At 74.8% G+C, this 16880-nt stretch carries 13 protein-coding genes; 4 read left to right on the top strand and 9 right to left on the bottom strand.

All coding sequences use genetic code 11. The features are described from left to right. The first annotated feature begins 161 nt into the window (after window positions 1-161). Both ACFWV2_RS26845 and ACFWV2_RS26850 read left to right on the top strand, forming a co-directional pair. Window positions 162-1094, top strand: coding sequence for a 5-dehydro-4-deoxyglucarate dehydratase (locus ACFWV2_RS26845; protein WP_384408578.1), 933 nt, complete (start codon window positions 162-164; stop codon window positions 1092-1094). After that, on the top strand, window positions 1091-2224 hold the full coding sequence (locus ACFWV2_RS26850) for a hypothetical protein (RefSeq protein ID WP_384408580.1): 1134 nt from the start codon (window positions 1091-1093) through the stop codon (window positions 2222-2224). Before ACFWV2_RS26845 ends, ACFWV2_RS26850 begins: the two co-directional genes overlap by 4 nt. Before the next feature lie 82 nt (window positions 2225-2306). On the opposite strand, the gene ACFWV2_RS26855 is transcribed toward ACFWV2_RS26850, so the two are convergent. The 8 genes from ACFWV2_RS26855 to ACFWV2_RS26890 form a co-directional block, all read right to left on the bottom strand. Next, the gene (locus tag ACFWV2_RS26855) at window positions 2307-5096 is read right to left on the bottom strand and encodes a SpoIIE family protein phosphatase (RefSeq protein ID WP_384408583.1); all 2790 of its coding nucleotides are present in this window, start codon (window positions 5094-5096) and stop codon (window positions 2307-2309) included. Continuing rightward, entirely contained in the window at window positions 5093-7159 is a 2067-nt protein-coding gene (locus tag ACFWV2_RS26860) for a SpoIIE family protein phosphatase (RefSeq protein WP_384408585.1), read from the bottom strand. The genes ACFWV2_RS26855 and ACFWV2_RS26860 overlap by 4 nt, the downstream gene beginning before the upstream one ends. Next, the gene (locus ACFWV2_RS26865) at window positions 7156-8454 is read right to left on the bottom strand and encodes an MFS transporter (RefSeq protein ID WP_384408587.1); all 1299 of its coding nucleotides are present in this window, start codon (window positions 8452-8454) and stop codon (window positions 7156-7158) included. Before ACFWV2_RS26865 ends, ACFWV2_RS26860 begins: the two co-directional genes overlap by 4 nt. Window positions 8455-8544: 90 nt before the next feature. After that, the gene (locus ACFWV2_RS26870; RefSeq protein WP_384408708.1) at window positions 8545-8931 is read right to left on the bottom strand and encodes a hypothetical protein; all 387 of its coding nucleotides are present in this window, start codon (window positions 8929-8931) and stop codon (window positions 8545-8547) included. A gap of 192 nt (window positions 8932-9123) precedes the next feature. After that, window positions 9124-10581 (bottom strand): peptidoglycan D,D-transpeptidase FtsI family protein, encoded by a 1458-nt coding sequence (locus tag ACFWV2_RS26875; RefSeq protein ID WP_384408589.1) that lies wholly within the window; start codon window positions 10579-10581, stop codon window positions 9124-9126. 122 nt (window positions 10582-10703) lie between these two features. Next, complete coding sequence (locus tag ACFWV2_RS26880; RefSeq protein WP_384408591.1) at window positions 10704-11381, bottom strand: response regulator; 678 nt, start codon at window positions 11379-11381, stop codon at window positions 10704-10706. Beyond that, on the bottom strand, window positions 11378-12619 hold the full coding sequence (locus ACFWV2_RS26885; RefSeq protein WP_384408593.1) for a sensor histidine kinase: 1242 nt from the start codon (window positions 12617-12619) through the stop codon (window positions 11378-11380). Before ACFWV2_RS26885 ends, ACFWV2_RS26880 begins: the two co-directional genes overlap by 4 nt. Next, complete coding sequence (locus tag ACFWV2_RS26890; protein WP_384408595.1) at window positions 12616-13614, bottom strand: hypothetical protein; 999 nt, start codon at window positions 13612-13614, stop codon at window positions 12616-12618. Before ACFWV2_RS26890 ends, ACFWV2_RS26885 begins: the two co-directional genes overlap by 4 nt. Window positions 13615-13796: 182 nt before the next feature. On the opposite strand from ACFWV2_RS26890, the gene ACFWV2_RS26895 reads away from it, so the two are divergent. After that, complete coding sequence (locus ACFWV2_RS26895) at window positions 13797-14294, top strand: cupin domain-containing protein (protein ID WP_384408597.1); 498 nt, start codon at window positions 13797-13799, stop codon at window positions 14292-14294. A 9-nt stretch (window positions 14295-14303) separates the two neighbouring features. Here ACFWV2_RS26895 and ACFWV2_RS26900 read toward each other — a convergent pair whose 3' ends face one another. Next, window positions 14304-15074, bottom strand: coding sequence for an IclR family transcriptional regulator (locus tag ACFWV2_RS26900; protein ID WP_384408599.1), 771 nt, complete (start codon window positions 15072-15074; stop codon window positions 14304-14306). A 149-nt stretch (window positions 15075-15223) separates the two neighbouring features. Between ACFWV2_RS26900 and ACFWV2_RS26905 the strand changes: the two genes are divergently transcribed. Continuing rightward, window positions 15224-16729, top strand: a complete 1506-nt coding sequence (locus ACFWV2_RS26905; RefSeq protein ID WP_384408601.1) for an aldehyde dehydrogenase (NADP(+)) — start codon at window positions 15224-15226, stop codon at window positions 16727-16729. The last annotated feature ends 151 nt before the right edge of the window (window positions 16730-16880 follow it).

A 16880-nucleotide genomic window follows, 5' to 3' on the forward strand; every position in this document is an offset into this window, starting at 1 on the left:
GGCCCGAGGGAGCGTCAAGGGTGAGAGATACGGCGGGTTCTGTTCTTGACCGGCCCTTCCGCCCTGTTCTAGCGTGCGGAGCGTCAGTGTTCAAGAATATGGATGACAGTCATAACTGTGCACGCGATGGCCCTGCACGACGGACTTTCCTGGGAGCGCCCGTGACCACTGCCCCGCTCGCCGGCCGGCTCGACGGCCTGCTGTTCTTCCCCGTCACCGCCTTCGCGCCGGACGGCTCCGTCGACCTCGACACCTTCCGCGCCCACGTGCGCGCGGGGATCGACGCGGGCGCCGCGGCCGTCTTCGCCTGCTGCGGCACGGGCGAGTTCCACGCCCTCACCCCCGAGGAGTTCCGGGACTGCGTCGCCGCCGCCGTCGACGAGGCCGCCGGCCGCGTGCCCGTCGTCGCCGGCGCCGGCTACGGCACCGCCCTCGCCGTGCGGTACGCCCGGCTCGCCGAGGAGGCCGGCGCCGACGGACTCCTCGCCATGCCGCCGTACCTCGTCGTCGCCGACCAGGCGGGACTGCTCCGCCACTACACCGAACTCGCCGCCGCCACCTCGCTCGACGTCATCGTCTACCAGCGCGACAACGCGATCCTCACCCCCGCCACCGCCGTCGCCCTCGCCCGCACCGACGGCGTCATCGGCCTCAAGGACGGCCTCGGCGACCTCGACCTCATGCAGCGGATCGTCAGCGCCGTCCGCGCCGAAGGCCTCGACCTGCTGTACTTCAACGGTCTGCCGACCGCCGAACTCACCGGCGCCGCCTACCGGGGCATCGGCGTCACCCTCTACTCCTCCGCCGTCTTCTGCTTCGCCCCCGACCTCGCCCTCGCCTTCCACCGCGCCCTCACCACCGGCGACGACACCACCGTGAACCTCCTCGTCGACGGCTTCTACCGGCCCCTCGTCGAACTCCGCGCCCAGGGACGGGGATACGCCGTCTCGCTCGTCAAGGCGGCGGTACGCAGGGGAGGCCTGGACGTCGGCGAGGTACGGCCGCCGCTGAGCGAACCCGCCCCCGAGCACGTCGACGCCCTCGTCCAGCTCGTCGAGCACGGCCGCGCCCTCCTCAAGGAGGCCGGCGCATGAGGACGGGAGCCTTCGTCTACCCCTGGGACGTCGACGGCGACCCCGCCGCGCCCGCGCTCCTCGCCGGGCTCGGCCTCGCGCAGGTCACGCTCGCCGCCGCCTACCACTCCACCCGGGCCCTGACCCCCCGCCACCCCGCCCACCGGATCGTCACCGCCGAACACGCCGCCGTGCTCTACCCGCCCGACCCCGATCGCTGGGCGGGCCGCCCGCTCCGCCCCCACCCGGCCGGCGAGTGGGCGCCCGGCGACTCCTTCGGGCGGGCCGCCGACGCCCTCGCCGCCACCGGTCTCGAGGTGCACAGCTGGGTCGTCCTCGCCCACAACTCCCGCCTCGGCGCCGAACACCCGGAGACCTCCGTCGTCAACGCCTATGGCGACCGCTACCCCTGGGCACCCTGCATCGCCCGCCCCGAGGTCCGCGCCCTGCTCGTCGACCTGGCCGCCGAGGCCGCCGTACGCCCCGGCGCGGCCGGCACCGAGCTGGAGTCCTGCGGCTGGTACGGCCTCGCCCACCTGCACGCCCACGACAAGACCGGCGGCGTCGCCCTGGGGGAGCGGGAGCAGTACCTGATGTCGCTCTGCTTCTGCGCCTCCTGCCGCGAGGGGTACGGGGACGGGGGCGCCGACCCCGACGACCTGGCCGCCGCCGTGCGCCGCGCCCTGGAGCCGGTGTGGGCGGGAACGGGACCCGCGGGCGGACTCGGCCCAGAGGAGGCCCCCGCCCTCGCCTGGCGCGCCGGGACCGCCCGGACCCTCCAGGAGGCCGCCGTCACCGCCGTACGGGCCGCGGCGCCGCCCGGCTTCCGCGTGCTGCTGCACGCCGACCCGGACCCGTACCGCTGCGGTGCCGACGCCGGCACCGACCCGGCCCACGTCCTGGGCCTCGCGGACGGGGTGGTCGCCCGCCCGCCCCGGGTCGCGGACTTCGCCGCCCACGCCCGCCCCGACACCGTCCTCGCCGCGAACCTGTCCGTCGTCGCCGGCATGGGCGGCGCCCCCGACCGGCTGACCGACGACGCCGAACGGGCCCGCGACGCGGGCGCGACCGAACTGCGGCTCTACCACGCCGGCCTCGCCTCCGACGAGGACCTGACCGCCGTCCGCACCGCCCTGCGGAAACTCGCGTAGGACTGTCGGCCGGCCCAGCCGGGGCCCGCGGGCCCCGGCGCCGCGCCCCGCCGCGTGCCGTTCCCGGCGGCGGGGCGCCCCCTCACCAGGCCAGGTCCTCCAGCGCGTCCATGTCCGGCAGCGCCGCCGGCGCCGGCTCACCCGCCGCGCCCGGCCGCAGCTCCGCCCAGATCGTCTTGCCGCGCCGGGCGTACCGGGTGCCCCAGCTCTCCGCGTACTGCGCCACCAGATACAGCCCGCGCCCGCCCTCGTCCGTCGTCGCCGCGTGCCGCAGATGCGGGGAGGTGCTGCTGGCGTCCGACACCTCGCAGATCAGCGTCCGGTCGTGGAGCAGCCGTACCCGTACCGGATCGGCCCCGTACCGCACCGCGTTCGTGATCAGCTCGCTGAGGATCAGCTCCGCCGTGAACGCCAGCTCGCCCAGCCCCCACTCCGCCAGCTTCGCCGCCGCCGCGTTCCGTACCGGCGACACCGCCGACGGGTCCCGCGCCACCTCCCACTCGGCGATCCGGTCCCGGTCGAGGAGCCGCGTCCGGGCCACCAGCAGCGCGATGTCGTCGCGCGGCGAGGGCGAGAGCAGCGTCGCCAGCACATCCGCGCAGATCTGCTCCGGGGTCCGGTCCGGACGGGCCAGTGTGGACCGCAGGAGCCCGAGCCCCGTGTCCAGGTCCCGGCCCCGGTCCTCCAGGAGCCCGTCCGTGTAGAGGACCAGCTTGCTCCCCTCCGTCAGCCGCAGCTCCGTCGTCTCGAACGGCACGTCACCCAGGCCGAGCCCCAGCGGCAGCCCCGGCGCGAGCTCGGGGAACTCGACCCGCCCGTCGGGACCCACGAGGGCCGGCCCCGGATGGCCCGCGCTCGCCACCGTGCACAGCCCGGACGCCGGATCGTAGATCGCGTACAGGCAGGTCGCGCCGGTGATGCCCTCCTCACGCCGCCGCCCCTCGCCCTCCGGACCCTCCGACCGGTCGTCGATCCGGGCCGTCAGCTCGTCGAGATGCCCGAGCAGCTCGTCCGGCGGCACGTCCAGCGTCGAGAAGTTGTGCACCGCCGTCCGCAGCCGGCCCATGGTCGCCGCCGCGTGCAGCCCGTGCCCCACCACGTCCCCCACCACCAGCGCCACCCGCGCCCCCGGCAGCGGGATCACGTCGAACCAGTCACCGCCGACGCCCGCCTTCGCCGGGAGATAGCGGTACGCCACGTCCACCGCGCTCTGCTCGGGCAGCACCCGCGGCAGCAGGCTCCGCTGGAGCGTCACCGCCATCGTGTGCTCCCGGGTGAACCGGCGCGCGTTGTCGATCGCGACCGCCGCCCGCGCCGCCAGCTCCTCCGCGAACGACAGGTCCTCCTCCCCGAACGGCTCCGGGGTGTCGGCGCGCCAGAAGTTGGCCATCCCCAGGACCACCCCGCGCGCCAGGAGCGGCACCGTGAGCAGCGAGTGCATCCCGAAGGCGAGGGCCCGCGCCGCCCCCTCCGGGTCCTGCGCCCGCCAGCCCTCCGCCGCCGCCAGCTCCGCCTCCACCACCGCGTGGCCCGCGCCGAGCGCCCTCGCCATCGGGGTGCTGGGGACGTCGAACCGCACGACGTCCCCGACCGGCTGGAGCGGCTGGTCGGGACGCAGCCCGCTCAGCGCCGTCCGCCGCATCTCCGTCGTCGCCGCCGCGGACCCCGGCGGCTCCTCGCCGCGCAGCACCGGCTCCAGCAGCTCCACCGTCGCGAAGTCCGCGAACCGCGGCACCGCCACCTCCGCCAGCTCCTCCGCCGTCCGTACGACCTCCAGCGTCGTCCCGATCCGCACCCCCGCCTCGTACAGCAGCTGGAGCCGGCCACGGGCCACGGCCGCACGGCCGGTGAGCGCGGCCAGCTCGGTGGTGTCCCGCATCGTCATCACGCAGCCGGACTCGTGCCCGTCCGGGATCGTGGGCCGCACGCTCACCGCGAGCAGCCGGTCGCCGGCCCGGTGCACCTCGTCCGTCGCCGACCGGCCCGACTCCAGGAGCTCGACCGTCCTCGGGTCGAGCCCGAGCTCCGACACGTGCAGCCGCTCCGCGTCCGCCGTCAGACCGAGCAGCCGGCGCGCCTCGTCGTTGGCCAGCAGCAGCCGACGGTCGCCGCCCACGATCAGGACCCCTTCGCGCACCGCGTGCAGGACCGCCTCGTGGTGCTCCTTCATCCGGGTCATCTCGGCGGGACCGAGACCGTGCGTCTGGCGTCGCAGCCGCCGGCTCACCAGGGCGGCCCCGCCCACGGCGACCACCAGCGCGCCTCCCGCCGCGCCCGCGAGCAGCGGCAGCCGCCCCTCCACCGCGTCGGCGACGCTCTCCAGCTCGACGCCGCTGGTGACCAGGCCGACGATCCGGCCCCGCTCGTCCACCACGGGGACCACGGCCCGCACGGCGTCGTTGGGGGCGCCCCGGAACATCTCGGTGAAGGACTCGCCGTCCACCGTCGCGCGCGTGAGGTCACCGGTCGCCCTGCGGCCGATCAGCTCCGGCTGCGAGTCGGTGTACCGCACCCCGGTCGGGCTCAGGACCGCGATGAAGTCCACCCCCGTCGCCCGCCGGGTGGCCTCCGCCCGGTCCTGGAGCTCCGCCGTCGGATCGCGCGAGGCCAGCGCCTCGTCGACGCCGGGTGACTTCGCGAAGGCCTCCGCGACCGCGAGCGAACGGATCCGGGCGTCGTGCTCGGTGTCGTTCCGCGCCTGGTGCAGGGTCACGAACACGGCCGCCGCGATCACCAGGAGCGCGATCAGCGCCTCCAGGGCGAACACCTGCCCGGCGACACTCCGGAGCCCGGTCCTGCCCTCCCGCGGCCGCCGCCGGTCGCGTCCCACGGCCCGGTGGGCGCCGGCGGCGCGCCGGTCCCGGGCCGTCATCCCGTGCTCCGTGCGATGAGCAGCGCCACGTCGTCCGCGGCACCCGGCCGCCGCAGCGCCCGCAGCAGCAGGTCACAGGTCTCCTCAAGGGGCCCGCGCGCCTCGTCGAGGAGGCCCACGAGCAGCGCGAGCCGGTCGTCGATGGCCTCGTCGCGGGTCTCGACAAGACCGTCCGTGTACAGCACGAGCACGTCTCCGGGCCGGAAGGACACCCGGGTCGTACGGAACGTGGCACCGCCCACCCCGAGCGGCAGCCCCGGCGGCACGCCCACCAGCTCGGCCGGTCCGTCCACGGGGACCCGTACCGGCGGCAGATGGCCCGCGTTCGAGATCCGGCACCGGCCGCGGGCCGGGTCGTGCACGGCGAACAGACAGGTCGCGATGTAGTGCTCCAGGCCCGCCGTGATCCGGTCCAGATGACGCAGCACCTGGGCGGGCGCGAGATCGAGGTCCGCGAAGGCGCAGGTCGCGGTCCGCAGCCGCCCCATCGTCGCGGCCGCGTCGATGCCGCTGCCCATGACGTCCCCCACGACGAGGGCCGTCTTGCCGTCGGGCAGCGGGATCACGTCGTACCAGTCGCCGCCGACCTCGCTCGACGCCTGCGCCGGCTGGTAGCGGGCCGCGACCTCGAGCCCCGCCCGCTCCGGCGGCGTGCCGGGCAGCAGACTGCGCTGGAGCGTCACCGCCGAGTTCCGCACGCTCTGGTACCAGCGCGCGTTGTCGATGCTGACCGCCGCCCGCGCCGCGAGCTCCGTCGCCAGCAGCACGTCGTCGCCGTCGAAGGGCAGCACGTTGCGGTCCCGCTTGAGGTCGAGCGCCCCGAGCACCTCGCCGCGCGCGATCAGCGGCACCGCCAGATACGAATGCACCCCGGCCCGGGCGAGCTGCTCCGCCGCCTCGGGGCTCCGCGCGATCCGGGACAGGTCGCCGGGACCGACGTGCTCCACCAGGACCGGCATACCGGTGTGCACGCACCGGGTGACCAGCCGGTCCGCCCCGTACATCGCGACCGCCCCCGGCGGGTCCGCCGCCGGCAGCGCCTCCGTCTGGGCCCCCGCCTTCACCGCCAGCGCCCGGAACAGCTCGGGCCCGTGCTCGGGCGCGCCGGGCCTGCGCAGCGTGAGGACGGAGTCGAGGACGTCGACGGCGGCGATGTCCGCCAGCTCCGGCACCACCACGGAGGCGAGCTCGTCGGCGGTCCGTTCCACCTCCAGGGTGGTGCCCACCCGGGCCGAGGCGTCCGCGATGAGCGCGAGCCGCCGCCGGGACCGGTCCGCCAACGCGTCCGCCCGGTGCCGCTCGGTCACGTCGATCACGGAGACCGCGACCCCGAGGACCCGGTCCTCGGCCCCTTCGAGCCGGTAGAAGGACACCGACCAGGCGTGGTCGCGGTCCGGGTCCGCGGGGGTCCGCCCGACGACGGGCCGGTCGAGCAGCGGCGTCCCCGTGGCCAGGACGGTCCGCAGCGCCGACTCCAGGGCCGGCGCGTCGACCAGGGGCAGCATCTCGCCGATCCGCCGCCCGATGTGCTCCGCCGCCGGGATGCCGTTGATCCGTTCCAGCATCGGGTTGACCAGGACGTAGCGCAGGTCGGTGTCCAGGACGGCCAGGCCGATCGGGGACTGGGAGACGAGCCGGTCGGAGAGGGCGAGCTCGGTCTCGACCCGCTCGACGGCCGCGTGGTCGGCGGCGATCCCGAGCGCGTACAGGCCGCCCAGGTCGTCGGTGAGCCGCATGTTGCGGAACTCCACGCGCCGGACGCTGCCGTCCTTGTGCCGCACGGGGAAGGTGCCGGCCCAGGACGTGCCCGCGCGCAGCACCTCGCCGAAGAGGCGCATCGCCTCCTCCCGGTGCTCCTCGCCGACGATCAGCCGGGCCACGTACCGGCCGAGTGCCTCGTCGGCGCTGAACCCGAAGAGGGCCTCCGCCTGCGGGCTCCACAGCACGATCCGGCCCCGCGCGTCGACCACGATGGCGGCGACCCCGATCACGTCGAGGAGACCCCTGCCGTCCAGGGGCACACCCACCCGCCCCGCAGCCCCCGGGAAGGAACCGGCCGTCACACTGCCCTCCTCCCGCCGCGCGCGCCTCCTTCCATGCTCGCCGCCCGCCGACCCTCCCGCACCGCGAGCGGCGCGGGAGAGTGGGGACCGCCTCCGTCAGCGGGAGCCCCGGAGCGGCTCCGACCGGGCTCGCGGGGAGCGCGCCCGCCCCGCCGCCCCCGCGCCGTCAGTCCCGCCGCCCATCCCGCGCCCGCCACCGCGAGCAGCGGCAGCAGGACCCGGATGTCGACCAGGGCGACCAGGCCGGCGCCGAGCGCGAGGGCCAGGGCGTTCGGGGCGAAGACCAGGGTGTTCGCGGTGGCCGCCACCCGGCCCACCGCGTCCGCCGGGGCCTCCCGCTGCACGGCCGTGATCACCGCGACCAGGACCCACGGCAGCCCCAGGCCGATCACCGCGCCGGCCGCCAGGGCCGTCGCCTCGTACGGCAGCGCCCGTACGCCCACCGCCACCGCGAACAGCGCCAGACCGGCGGCGGCGAGCGCGAGTTCCGGCCTCCGGCGCAGCAGCGGGCCGGTGACCAGGCCGGCGAGGACCGAGCCGGCGCCCTGGACGGCGTAGAGCACACCGGCGTACGCGGGGGAGAGCCCGAGCCCCCGGTCCACGACGGCGTGGACCGCGGCCCCGTTCACCCCGGCGAGCAGCATCGTGAACGCCCCCGTCGCCACGAGCGGCCGCAGCACCGGCGACCCCCGCAGCAGCCGTACGCCCTCGACGGTCTCCCGCCACCAGTGCCGGGACACCGACCGGTCCTGGCGGGCCTCCCGTACCGGCATCAGCGCGAACACGGCCGCCGCGAGCGCGAAGCTCACCGCGTCGAGGACGGCGACGGGCCCGCCCCCGTACCGGGCGAACAGCCCCGCGGCCACGAGCGGGGCGATCAGCTTCGTCGACTCGTTCGCGGTCATCCGCAGCCCGTTGAACGCGCCGAGCCGCTTCCCGTCGAGGGCGGACGCGACCAGGGCCTGTTCCGCCGCCTCATGGACGGCGCCCTGCGCCCCGTACAGGACGAGCACCGCGAACAGCAGCCACACGCGGTCCGCCGAGTCCACCCACAGCAGCAGCGGCAGCAGGGCCGCCATCGCCCCGTCCAGGACGACCAGGAGCGGCCGCCGCCGCACCCGGTCCGCGAGCGTGCCGAGCAGCGGCCCGAGGAGGACGGGCGCCCACAGGGCGAAGGCGGTCAACGCCGCCAGACTGTCGGACCCCGTCAGGGACTTCACCCAGATCCCGGAGACCAGCCACATCGCCGTCGTACCGAATCCGGACACGACGACACCTGTCAGATACCAGCGCATGACCTCACGCTGGCCTCTGAGGAGGTCCCGGCGGATCGGTCACCTTCCCTAGGGAATCGTCCGGTTCCCCCGGGGTTCCTCAGGGGTTCCTCAGGGGGTGTCCCGCGCTCCCCGCTTCTCGTACCGCAGCGCCGCCCCCGTCACCACCGCGCCCAGGCCCTCCCACAGGCCCACGCCCAGGAAGCCCGCCGGGGCGCGGCCGGTGACGACCGCGAGGGTGAAGACCGCGCAGGTGAGGAGCCGGAAGGGGACCGTCCAGCGGAAGAAGGGCTTCCAGTCGGCGAGGGCGGCCAGGACGTAGTAGACGCCCATGTTGAGCGCGGCCATCGAGGACGCCGTGACGAAGACGAGGGTGTGGTCGCCGTCCGCGCGGCCGCCCTCGGGCACGGGCTCGAAACCCATCACCGTGAGCAGGGCGTCCGGCGCGACCAGGCCCACCACCCCCAGCGCGGCGGCCAGCAGGCCGAAGACCGCCATGGTCCAGCCGGAGAGGGAACGGGGCAGGCGCACGGCGGTCCTCCGCGAGGTGAGAGCAGGATCAGGGGTTCGCATGGGTGTTTCGCATGTGTGCTCGGGGACGAGCGTGACCCTGCATACCGTGTGACGGGACCCGACGGCCAATCGGACCCCGCCCCCGTCCCGCCCCGTCCCGCCCCGACCCTGCTCGGCTCACCTCAGCGCCGCCGCCATCATCTTCCGCGCCACCGGGGCCGCCAGACCGTTGCCGCTGACCTCGGAGCGGGCCGCGCCCGAGTCCTCGATCATCACCGCGACGGCGACCTGCTTCCCGGGCTTCCCGTCGGAGGGGGCCTTCGCGTAGGACGTGAACCAGGCGTACGGCGTCTTGCTGTTGTTCTCGCCGTGCTGCGCCGTGCCCGTCTTGCCGCCGACCTCGACCCCGGCGATCGCCGCGTTGGTGCCGGTTCCCTCGTCGACGACGGTCCGCATGGCGCTCCGCAGCTGCCCGGCCGTCGCGGAGGAGACGATCCGCTCGGTGTCCCCGTCCTTGACCGACGTCAGCGCGTCGCCGTCGGAGTCGACGACCTTCGAGACCAGGTGCGGGGCCGCGAGGAGACCGTCGTTGGCGATCGCCGCCGACACCATGGCCATCTGGAGCGGGGTGGCGGTCACGTCGAACTGCCCGATGCCGGTGAGCGCCGTCTGCGCCCTGTCCATGCCGGACGGGTACACGCTCGCGTACGCCCGGACCGGCACGTCCAGCTCGTCCTCGTTGAAGCCGAACCTCTCCGCCATCGCCCGCACCCTGTCCTGCCCCAGGTCGGCCGCCATCTTGGCGAAGACGTTGTTGCAGGAGTACCGGAGGGCGGTGCGGATCGTGGCGTTCTCGCAGGGCGCCGAGGCGTTCTCGTTCCGCAGCACGGTCCGGGTGCTCGGCAGGGTGTACTGGTCGGGGCTCCTCGTCGCCGTGTCCACCGACCCGTAGAGGCCGTTCTCCAGGGCCGCCGCCGCGACGACCAGCTTGAAGGTGGAGCCGGGCGGCAGCGGCTGGCGCAGGGCCCGGTTGACCATCGGCTTGTCCTCGTCGGTGGTCAGTGCCTCCCAGGCGTCGCCGTCCGTCGTTCCGGCGATCTTCGACGGATCGTACGAAGGGGTCGAGACCAGGCCGAGGATCCGGCCGGTCGCGGGGTCGACGGCGACGGCCGCGCCCTTCTTGTTCCCGAGCGCCCGGTAGGCGGCCTTCTGGACCTCCGGGTCGATCGTGGTGAGGACCGTGCCCGGCTCCTGCTGTCTGCGGGTGAGGGCGTCGAGCGGGTTCTTCAGCCGATCGTCGGTGCCGTCGAGGACGTCGCCGTAGATGCCCTCGAGCTGCGTGGCGCCGTACGCCTGCGAGCTGTAGCCGGTGACCGCCGCGTACAGCTCGCCGTCCGTGTAGGTGCGCTTGTACGCGAGATCGTCTCCCTCCGTCTTCTTCGAGCCGGTGACCGGCGAGCCGGCCACGACGATGTCACCGAGCGGCTGCGCGTACTGCGCGATCGTCTTCCGCCGGTTCTTCGAGTCGTCCGCGAGCGCCTTGCCTTCGTATGCCTGCACCCAGGTGGCCCGGCCCAGGAGGGCGAGCACCAGGAGCAGCACGAAGACCGACGTGTTCCTGATCGTCTTGTTCATCGCACTTGTGGGGACGAACGGGCCGGTGGGGGACGTTCCGGATGTGGCCCGTTTCTCAGCGAACCTTCATCTCGTCGTACCTGCGTACCTGCGGACCATGGGGGCCGGGACCCACCGCGTCCTCACCCCGCCCGTACGAAACCCGACTCGTACGCCAGGATCACCGCCTGCGTACGGTCGCGGGCGCCCGACTTCGCCAGGACCGCCGCCACGTGGGTCTTCACCGTCGCCGCGCCGATCCCGATCCGGGCCGCGATCTCCGCGTTCGTCAGGCCCGTCGCCACCAGCCGCAGCACCTCCGCCTCCCGTTCGGTCAGACGCCCCACCCACGGCGGCGCCACCGGCGCCCGGTGGCGGGCGTGCTCGGCGGCCAGCCCCCGTACCGCCGCCGGGTAGAGCAGCGAGTCGCTCCGCGCGACCAGCCGGACCGCGCCGACGAGCTCCTCCGCCGCCGCCCGCTTCAGCAGGAAGCCGGCCGCGCCGACGCGCAGCGCGTCGTACACGTACGAGTCGTTCTCGAAGGTGGTCACCACCACGATCCGCGGCGGCTCCGCCATCCCCGCGAGGATCTGCTCGGTGGCCCGGATCCCGTCGATCTCCGGCATCCGCACGTCCATCAGGACGACGTCCGGCCGCTCGGCCCGCACCACCGACACCGCCTCGGCCCCGGTGGACGCCTCGCCGACGACCCGGATGCCGGCCTCCGCGTCCAGGATGACCCGCAGGGCCGTCCTGACCATCCGCTCGTCGTCGGCGACGACCACCCGGATCACCGGCGCCCCGGCCCCGGGCGCGCTCATCGGGGGATCCTGACCGCGAGGCGCCAGACGCCGTCCACCGGACCGGCCTCGGCGGTGCCGCCGAGCAGCCGGGCCCGTTCGGCGACGCCGCGCAGTCCGCGCCCGCCGTTCGGCCGGGCGACCGGGGGCCGCTCGGGCAGGGGGTTCTCCATGGTGATCTCCACCTTCTCGGTTCGGGCGTCGAGCCGTAGGGTGACGGGCGATCCGCCCGCGTGCCGGGCCGCGTTCGTCAGCCCTTCCTGGACGATCCGGTACACCTCCCGGGACAGCGCCTCCGGTACGGGGGCGAGGTCGCCGGACACCGTCAGCGCCACCTCGGGCCCCGCGCCCCGCACCAGGGCCTGCAGGGCGTCGAGCCCCGGGCCCACGCCCTCCTGGACCTCCTCGCCCCGGCGCAGCAGCCCGAGGGCCCGGTCCAGCTCGCCGACCGTACGCCGGGTGGTCTCCTCGATCGCGGTCAGCGCCTCGCGGACGAACTCCAGGTCCGCCCCCTCACCGGCGCCGAGGACCCGACGGGCCGCACCCGCCTGGAGGGTGACGGCGCTCAGCGCGTGACCGACGGAGTCGTGCAGCTCACGGGCGAGTCGGTTGCGGGACTCCGCCTCCGCCGCACGCCGCTCGGCCGCCGCGAGCCGATCCGCCGGACTCGGCCCGAGCAGCCGGGGCGCCTGCCGGGCGAGCAGGGTTCCGGTCGCGGCGGCCACCGCGACGAGCGCGAGCAGCATGAGGAACCCCGCCGGGAGCGCCGCCCAGTCCCACCACGGCCGGTCGAGGCCCCAGAGACGGCCGAGCTCCGATCGCCGCAGCCCCGGTGAGAACGGCAGCGCCATCACCGACACGGCGAACGGCGGCAGGGCCAGGGTCGCCCCGCTGATCAGCGCTCCGGCGCCCAGGTGCAGGGTCAGCCAGCCCGCCGCCCGCGCCCGCGCCTCCGCACCCTGGGCGGGACCGTCCGCGAAGCGGTGCGGCGCCACCCCGCACAGTGCCCGCGCCGCCGCCACCGACATCGGCCGGGCCGGCGGGAACAGCGCGCCGACCGCGACGAGCGGCAGGCCCACCGCGTACGCGCCGAACTGCACCCGGAGCCCCCCGGAGAACATGGCGCCCTCGTCGAGCCACGGCCCCATGACGAGGGTGCCGACCATCCAGAACGGCATGAACAGCGCGCCGCCCACGATCAGATGGAGCCAGCGACGCCTGGCCCGCTGCCCGAGGAGGGCGACCGCGCACCGCCTCACGCCCCGGCGCTCCGGCGCCGCAGGAAGACGGCCACGCACGCGGCGAGGAGGAACCCGGTGATCATGTCGCCAGCGTAGGACAGCTGTACGAGTCCGGGGACGTGCTTGGTGGGATCGGCCTCCGGCAGCAGGGCGACGAGCGACATGTAGGCGCCCCAGCAGCCCACGGCGGCCGACGCCGTCCAGGCCGGGGCGAGCGCGGTGCGGATCCGGATCCGGGCGGGCCGGCGCAGGACCAGGAGGAGCGTGAAGACGACGGCGACGGCGGGGAAGACGAATCCCTGGGCCTCCAGGACGGGGAAGTCGGCGTCGCGTTCGGCGATCCGCCGGGCGGACAGCCCGGTGGTCGCGCCGGCCGCCCACAGCAGGTGGAGCGCGGCGGACCCGACCCCGATCACCGAACCGGCCACGGCGACGGCCCGCACCCCCGGCCCGGACGTACGGGAGGACAGCCCGCCGAGACGGCCGCTCCAGAGGTGGCCCCAGCGGTCCCGGGCGTACAGGAGGAAGAGGGCGCCGAGCGCGAGGCCCTGGAGGATGAAACCGCCGTAGACCACGCCGAAGACCCAGGAGTCCAGGAAGGGTTCGCGGGGCGCGGCCGTCCGCCCGTCGTCGGTGAGGGCGGCGACCGCGAGCTGGGCCGGGTAGCCGGTCATGATCGGGGTGAGCAGTCCGGTCGCCGCCCACATGGGGAGGGCGAGCAGCCGGCCGGGGACCCGCCGCCCCCAGGCCTGGGTGAGCAGCAGGGCGAGGACCACGACGAGGGCGTCGGCGACCACCGTCACCGAGTTGGCGATCACCAGCGTCAGCCGGTGCTCCAGGAGCGCGCTCCCCGGTGGGATGCCGATCTCACTGCCCGCCACCCAGGCGACCTTGAGCGAGACGTACGGGACGCAGGCGAGGATCGCGATCCCGCGCAGCGCCCGGCGGGCGGCGTTCGGGCGGCGGGGCGGGGACGGCAGGTCGGCGCGGGGAAGGGGAGCGTTCTCTGTCATGGCGCCACGCTCCCGCGCCCGCCCCCGCGGCACCTCATGCCGAGTGGTGAACCGCCTCCGCCGCACGGGGGAGACGGCCGCCCCGGGGACCCCCGAGCGTTCGGCTGCCCCAGGATTGACCCATGATTTCGAAGATCAATTGACCCATATGCGCGGGTCAATGGGCGCCTAGAGTAGTGATCATGAACGAGAACGCGACCTTCGCCCCGCTCCTGACCCGTGCCGCCGACGCCGAGACCACCGCCGACCCCAGCAGCGTGATGACCCTGCTCGCCGACTCCGACAGCACCGGCGGACAGCTCACCAGCTACCGCTCCTCCTTCGCGAAGGGAGCGGTCGGCGCCCCGGCGCACTTCCACACCAGGGCCTCGGAGATGTTCTTCGTCCTCGGCGGCTCGCTCCAGGTCCTGGTGGGCGAGGAACTGTCCGTCCTGGAGCAGGGCGACTTCCTCCTCGTCCCGCCGCACACCCCGCACGCCTTCGCCGCAGCGCCCGGCGCCGAGGCCGACGTGCTGTTCGTCTTCACGCCCGGCATGGCCCGTTTCGACTACCTGCGCCTGCTGGGCCGGGTCATGCGGGGCGAGGCGAGCTTCGAGGAGATCAAGGCCTCCTCGGAGCAGTACGACAACCACTACGTGGACAGCCCGGTCTGGCAGCAGGCGCTCGCCGACCGCGCGTGACGAGGTGGCTCACAGGCGCCGGGTCGCCAGCGTCAGCCGGTCCCGCGCGTCGAAGAGCGCGTCCTTGATCATCTGCTCGTGGGCCGGGGTGAGCCGCGCCACCGGCACCGAGCAGCTGATCGCGTCCCGCGCCGGGGTCCGGTAGGGGATCGCGATGCCGAAGCAGCGCAGCCCGAGGGTGTTCTCCTCGCGGTCCACCGAGAACCCCTGCTCGCGGATGACGTGCAGTTCCTCGATGAGCCGCTCGCGGTCGGTGATCGTGTGCTCGGTCAGCGCCGGGAGGGTCTCCGGCAGCAGCTTGCGCACCTGCTCGTCGGTGTGGGTGGCGAGCAGCGCCTTGCCGAGCGAGGTCGAGTGCGCGGGCAGCCGGCGCCCGACGCGGGTGAACGGGCGCAGGTAGTGCTGGGACTGGCGGGTCGCCAGATAGACGACGTTGGTGCCGTCGAGCCGCGCCAGGTGGATGGTCTCGGTGGTGTCGTCGGAGAGCCGGTCGAGGGTGGGCCGGGAGGCGGCCACCACCTCGTCGCCGTCGATGTACGAGGTGCCGACGAGCAGCGCCCGCACCCCGATGCCGTACCGCGTGCCGGTGGCGTCCGTCTCCACCCAGCCCAGCTCGACCAGGGTGCGCAGCAGCATGTAGAGGCTGGACTTGGGGTAGCCGACGGCCTCCTGGACGGCGGCCAGCGAATGCATCCCGGGGCGTCCGGCGAAGTACTCCAGCAGCTCCACGGTCCGCACCGCGGACTTCACCTGCGCTCCGCCCATGTCGGCAGTCGCCATGACCCTCGCCCCTTTTCCGTCGTCCGGTCGTCCGCTGGCCACCTGGCTGAGCGGGGCCCCTTGTGGAGACGGCCCGGCCGTCCCTAGAGTCCCGTGGAGAACGTTCATCTACGGGAACTGTGTTCAGAATAGCGAACAGGGGCGTGGCGGTGTCGGCAGAACCAGTGTGGAGTGTGGACCCCCGGACGGGGAAGCCGCGCGAACGGGTGGCGGTGGAGGCCGCGGCGGAGGACGTCGACCGGTCCGTACGGGCCGCCCACGACGTCCGCGAGAGCCTCGCCGACCGGACCGTACGCGCCTCCTTCCTCCGTACCGCGGCCGACGTCCTCGACGGGGCGCGCGAGCGGATCGTCGAGACGGCCGACGCCGAGACCGCCCTCGGGCCGGTCCGCCTCACCGGCGAACTCGCGCGTACCACCGCCCAGTTGCGCGCCTTCGCCGACGTCGTCGACGAGGGCTCCTTCCTCGACATCCGGATCGACGCGCCCGACCCCGACGCCACCCCGCCCCGGCCCGACATGCGCCGCTGGAAGATCCCGCTCGGTGTCGTCGCCGTCTACGCCGCCAGCAACTTCCCGCTCGCCTTCTCCGTCCCCGGCGGCGACACCGCGAGCGCCCTCGCGGCCGGCTGCCCCGTGGTGGTCAAGGCCCACCCCGACCACCCGGCCACCTCGGAACTCTGCGCCTCCCTGCTGCGCGGCGCCGCCGCCAAGGCAGGTCTCCCCGAGGACGTCGTCGTCCTCGTCCACGGCTTCGACGCGGGCGTGGCACTCGTCCGCCACCCGCTCGTCGCCGCGGCCGGCTTCACCGGCTCGGTACGCGGCGGCCGGGCCCTCTTCGACGCGGCCGCCGCCCGTCCCGTCCCCATCCCCTTCCACGGCGAACTCGGCTCGCTCAACCCGGTCGTGCTCACCACCGCGGCGACCGAGGAGCGGGCCGAGGAGATCGGCACCGGCCTCGCCGGCTCCATGACCCTGGGCGCGGGCCAGTTCTGCACCAAGCCCGGCTTCGTCCTGGCCCCCACGGGTGAGGCGGGCGACCGCTTCCTCGACGCCCTCGCCGCCGGGGTCTCCGCGGCCGGACCGGGCGTCATGCTCGACCGGCGGATGCGGGACGCCTTCGTCGCCGGCGTCACCGAGCGCGCCGCGCTCACCGGAGTACGGACCCCCGTCGCCCCCGGCGCGGCCGAGGCGCACACGGTCAGCGCCGGAGTCCTCGCCGTCGACGCCGCGCTGCTCACCGAGGACGACCGGCACGACCTGCTCCTGGAGGAGTGCTTCGGCCCGGTCACCGTCGTCGCCCGCTACGCCTCCCGTACGGAGATCACCGAGGTCCTCTCCCGGCTGCCCGGCAACCTCACCGCCACCCTCCACATCGCCACGGAGGCCGCCGAGGACGCCGACGCCGCCTCGCTCCTCGCGGAACTGACCCCGCTCGCCGGCCGCGTCCTCGTCAACGGGTGGCCCACCGGCGTGGCCGTCGCCCAGGCCCAGCACCACGGCGGCCCCTACCCGGCCACCACCTCCACCTCCACCTCGGTCGGCGCGACCGCCATCGAGCGCTGGCTCCGCCCGGTCACCTACCAGTCGACCCCCGACCCCCTGCTCCCGCCGGAACTGCGTGACGGCAACCCGCTGGGACTGCCGAGGCGCTGAGGGCTCCCCTCCCGGCGTCAGGACCCGCACGCGGCACGGCGCTCCCGAGGCGCGTGCGGGACTCCCTCGGCCGACGGACGTCGCTGATCCGCTCCGGACCGTCGAAGGCCCCGGCGACCACCGGCGCGAGCGAGCCGTCCCGCGGCCCCGA

The sequence above is a fragment of the Streptomyces sp. NPDC058671 genome (assembly GCF_042716475.1).
GTDB lineage: Bacteria > Actinomycetota > Actinomycetes > Streptomycetales > Streptomycetaceae > Streptomyces.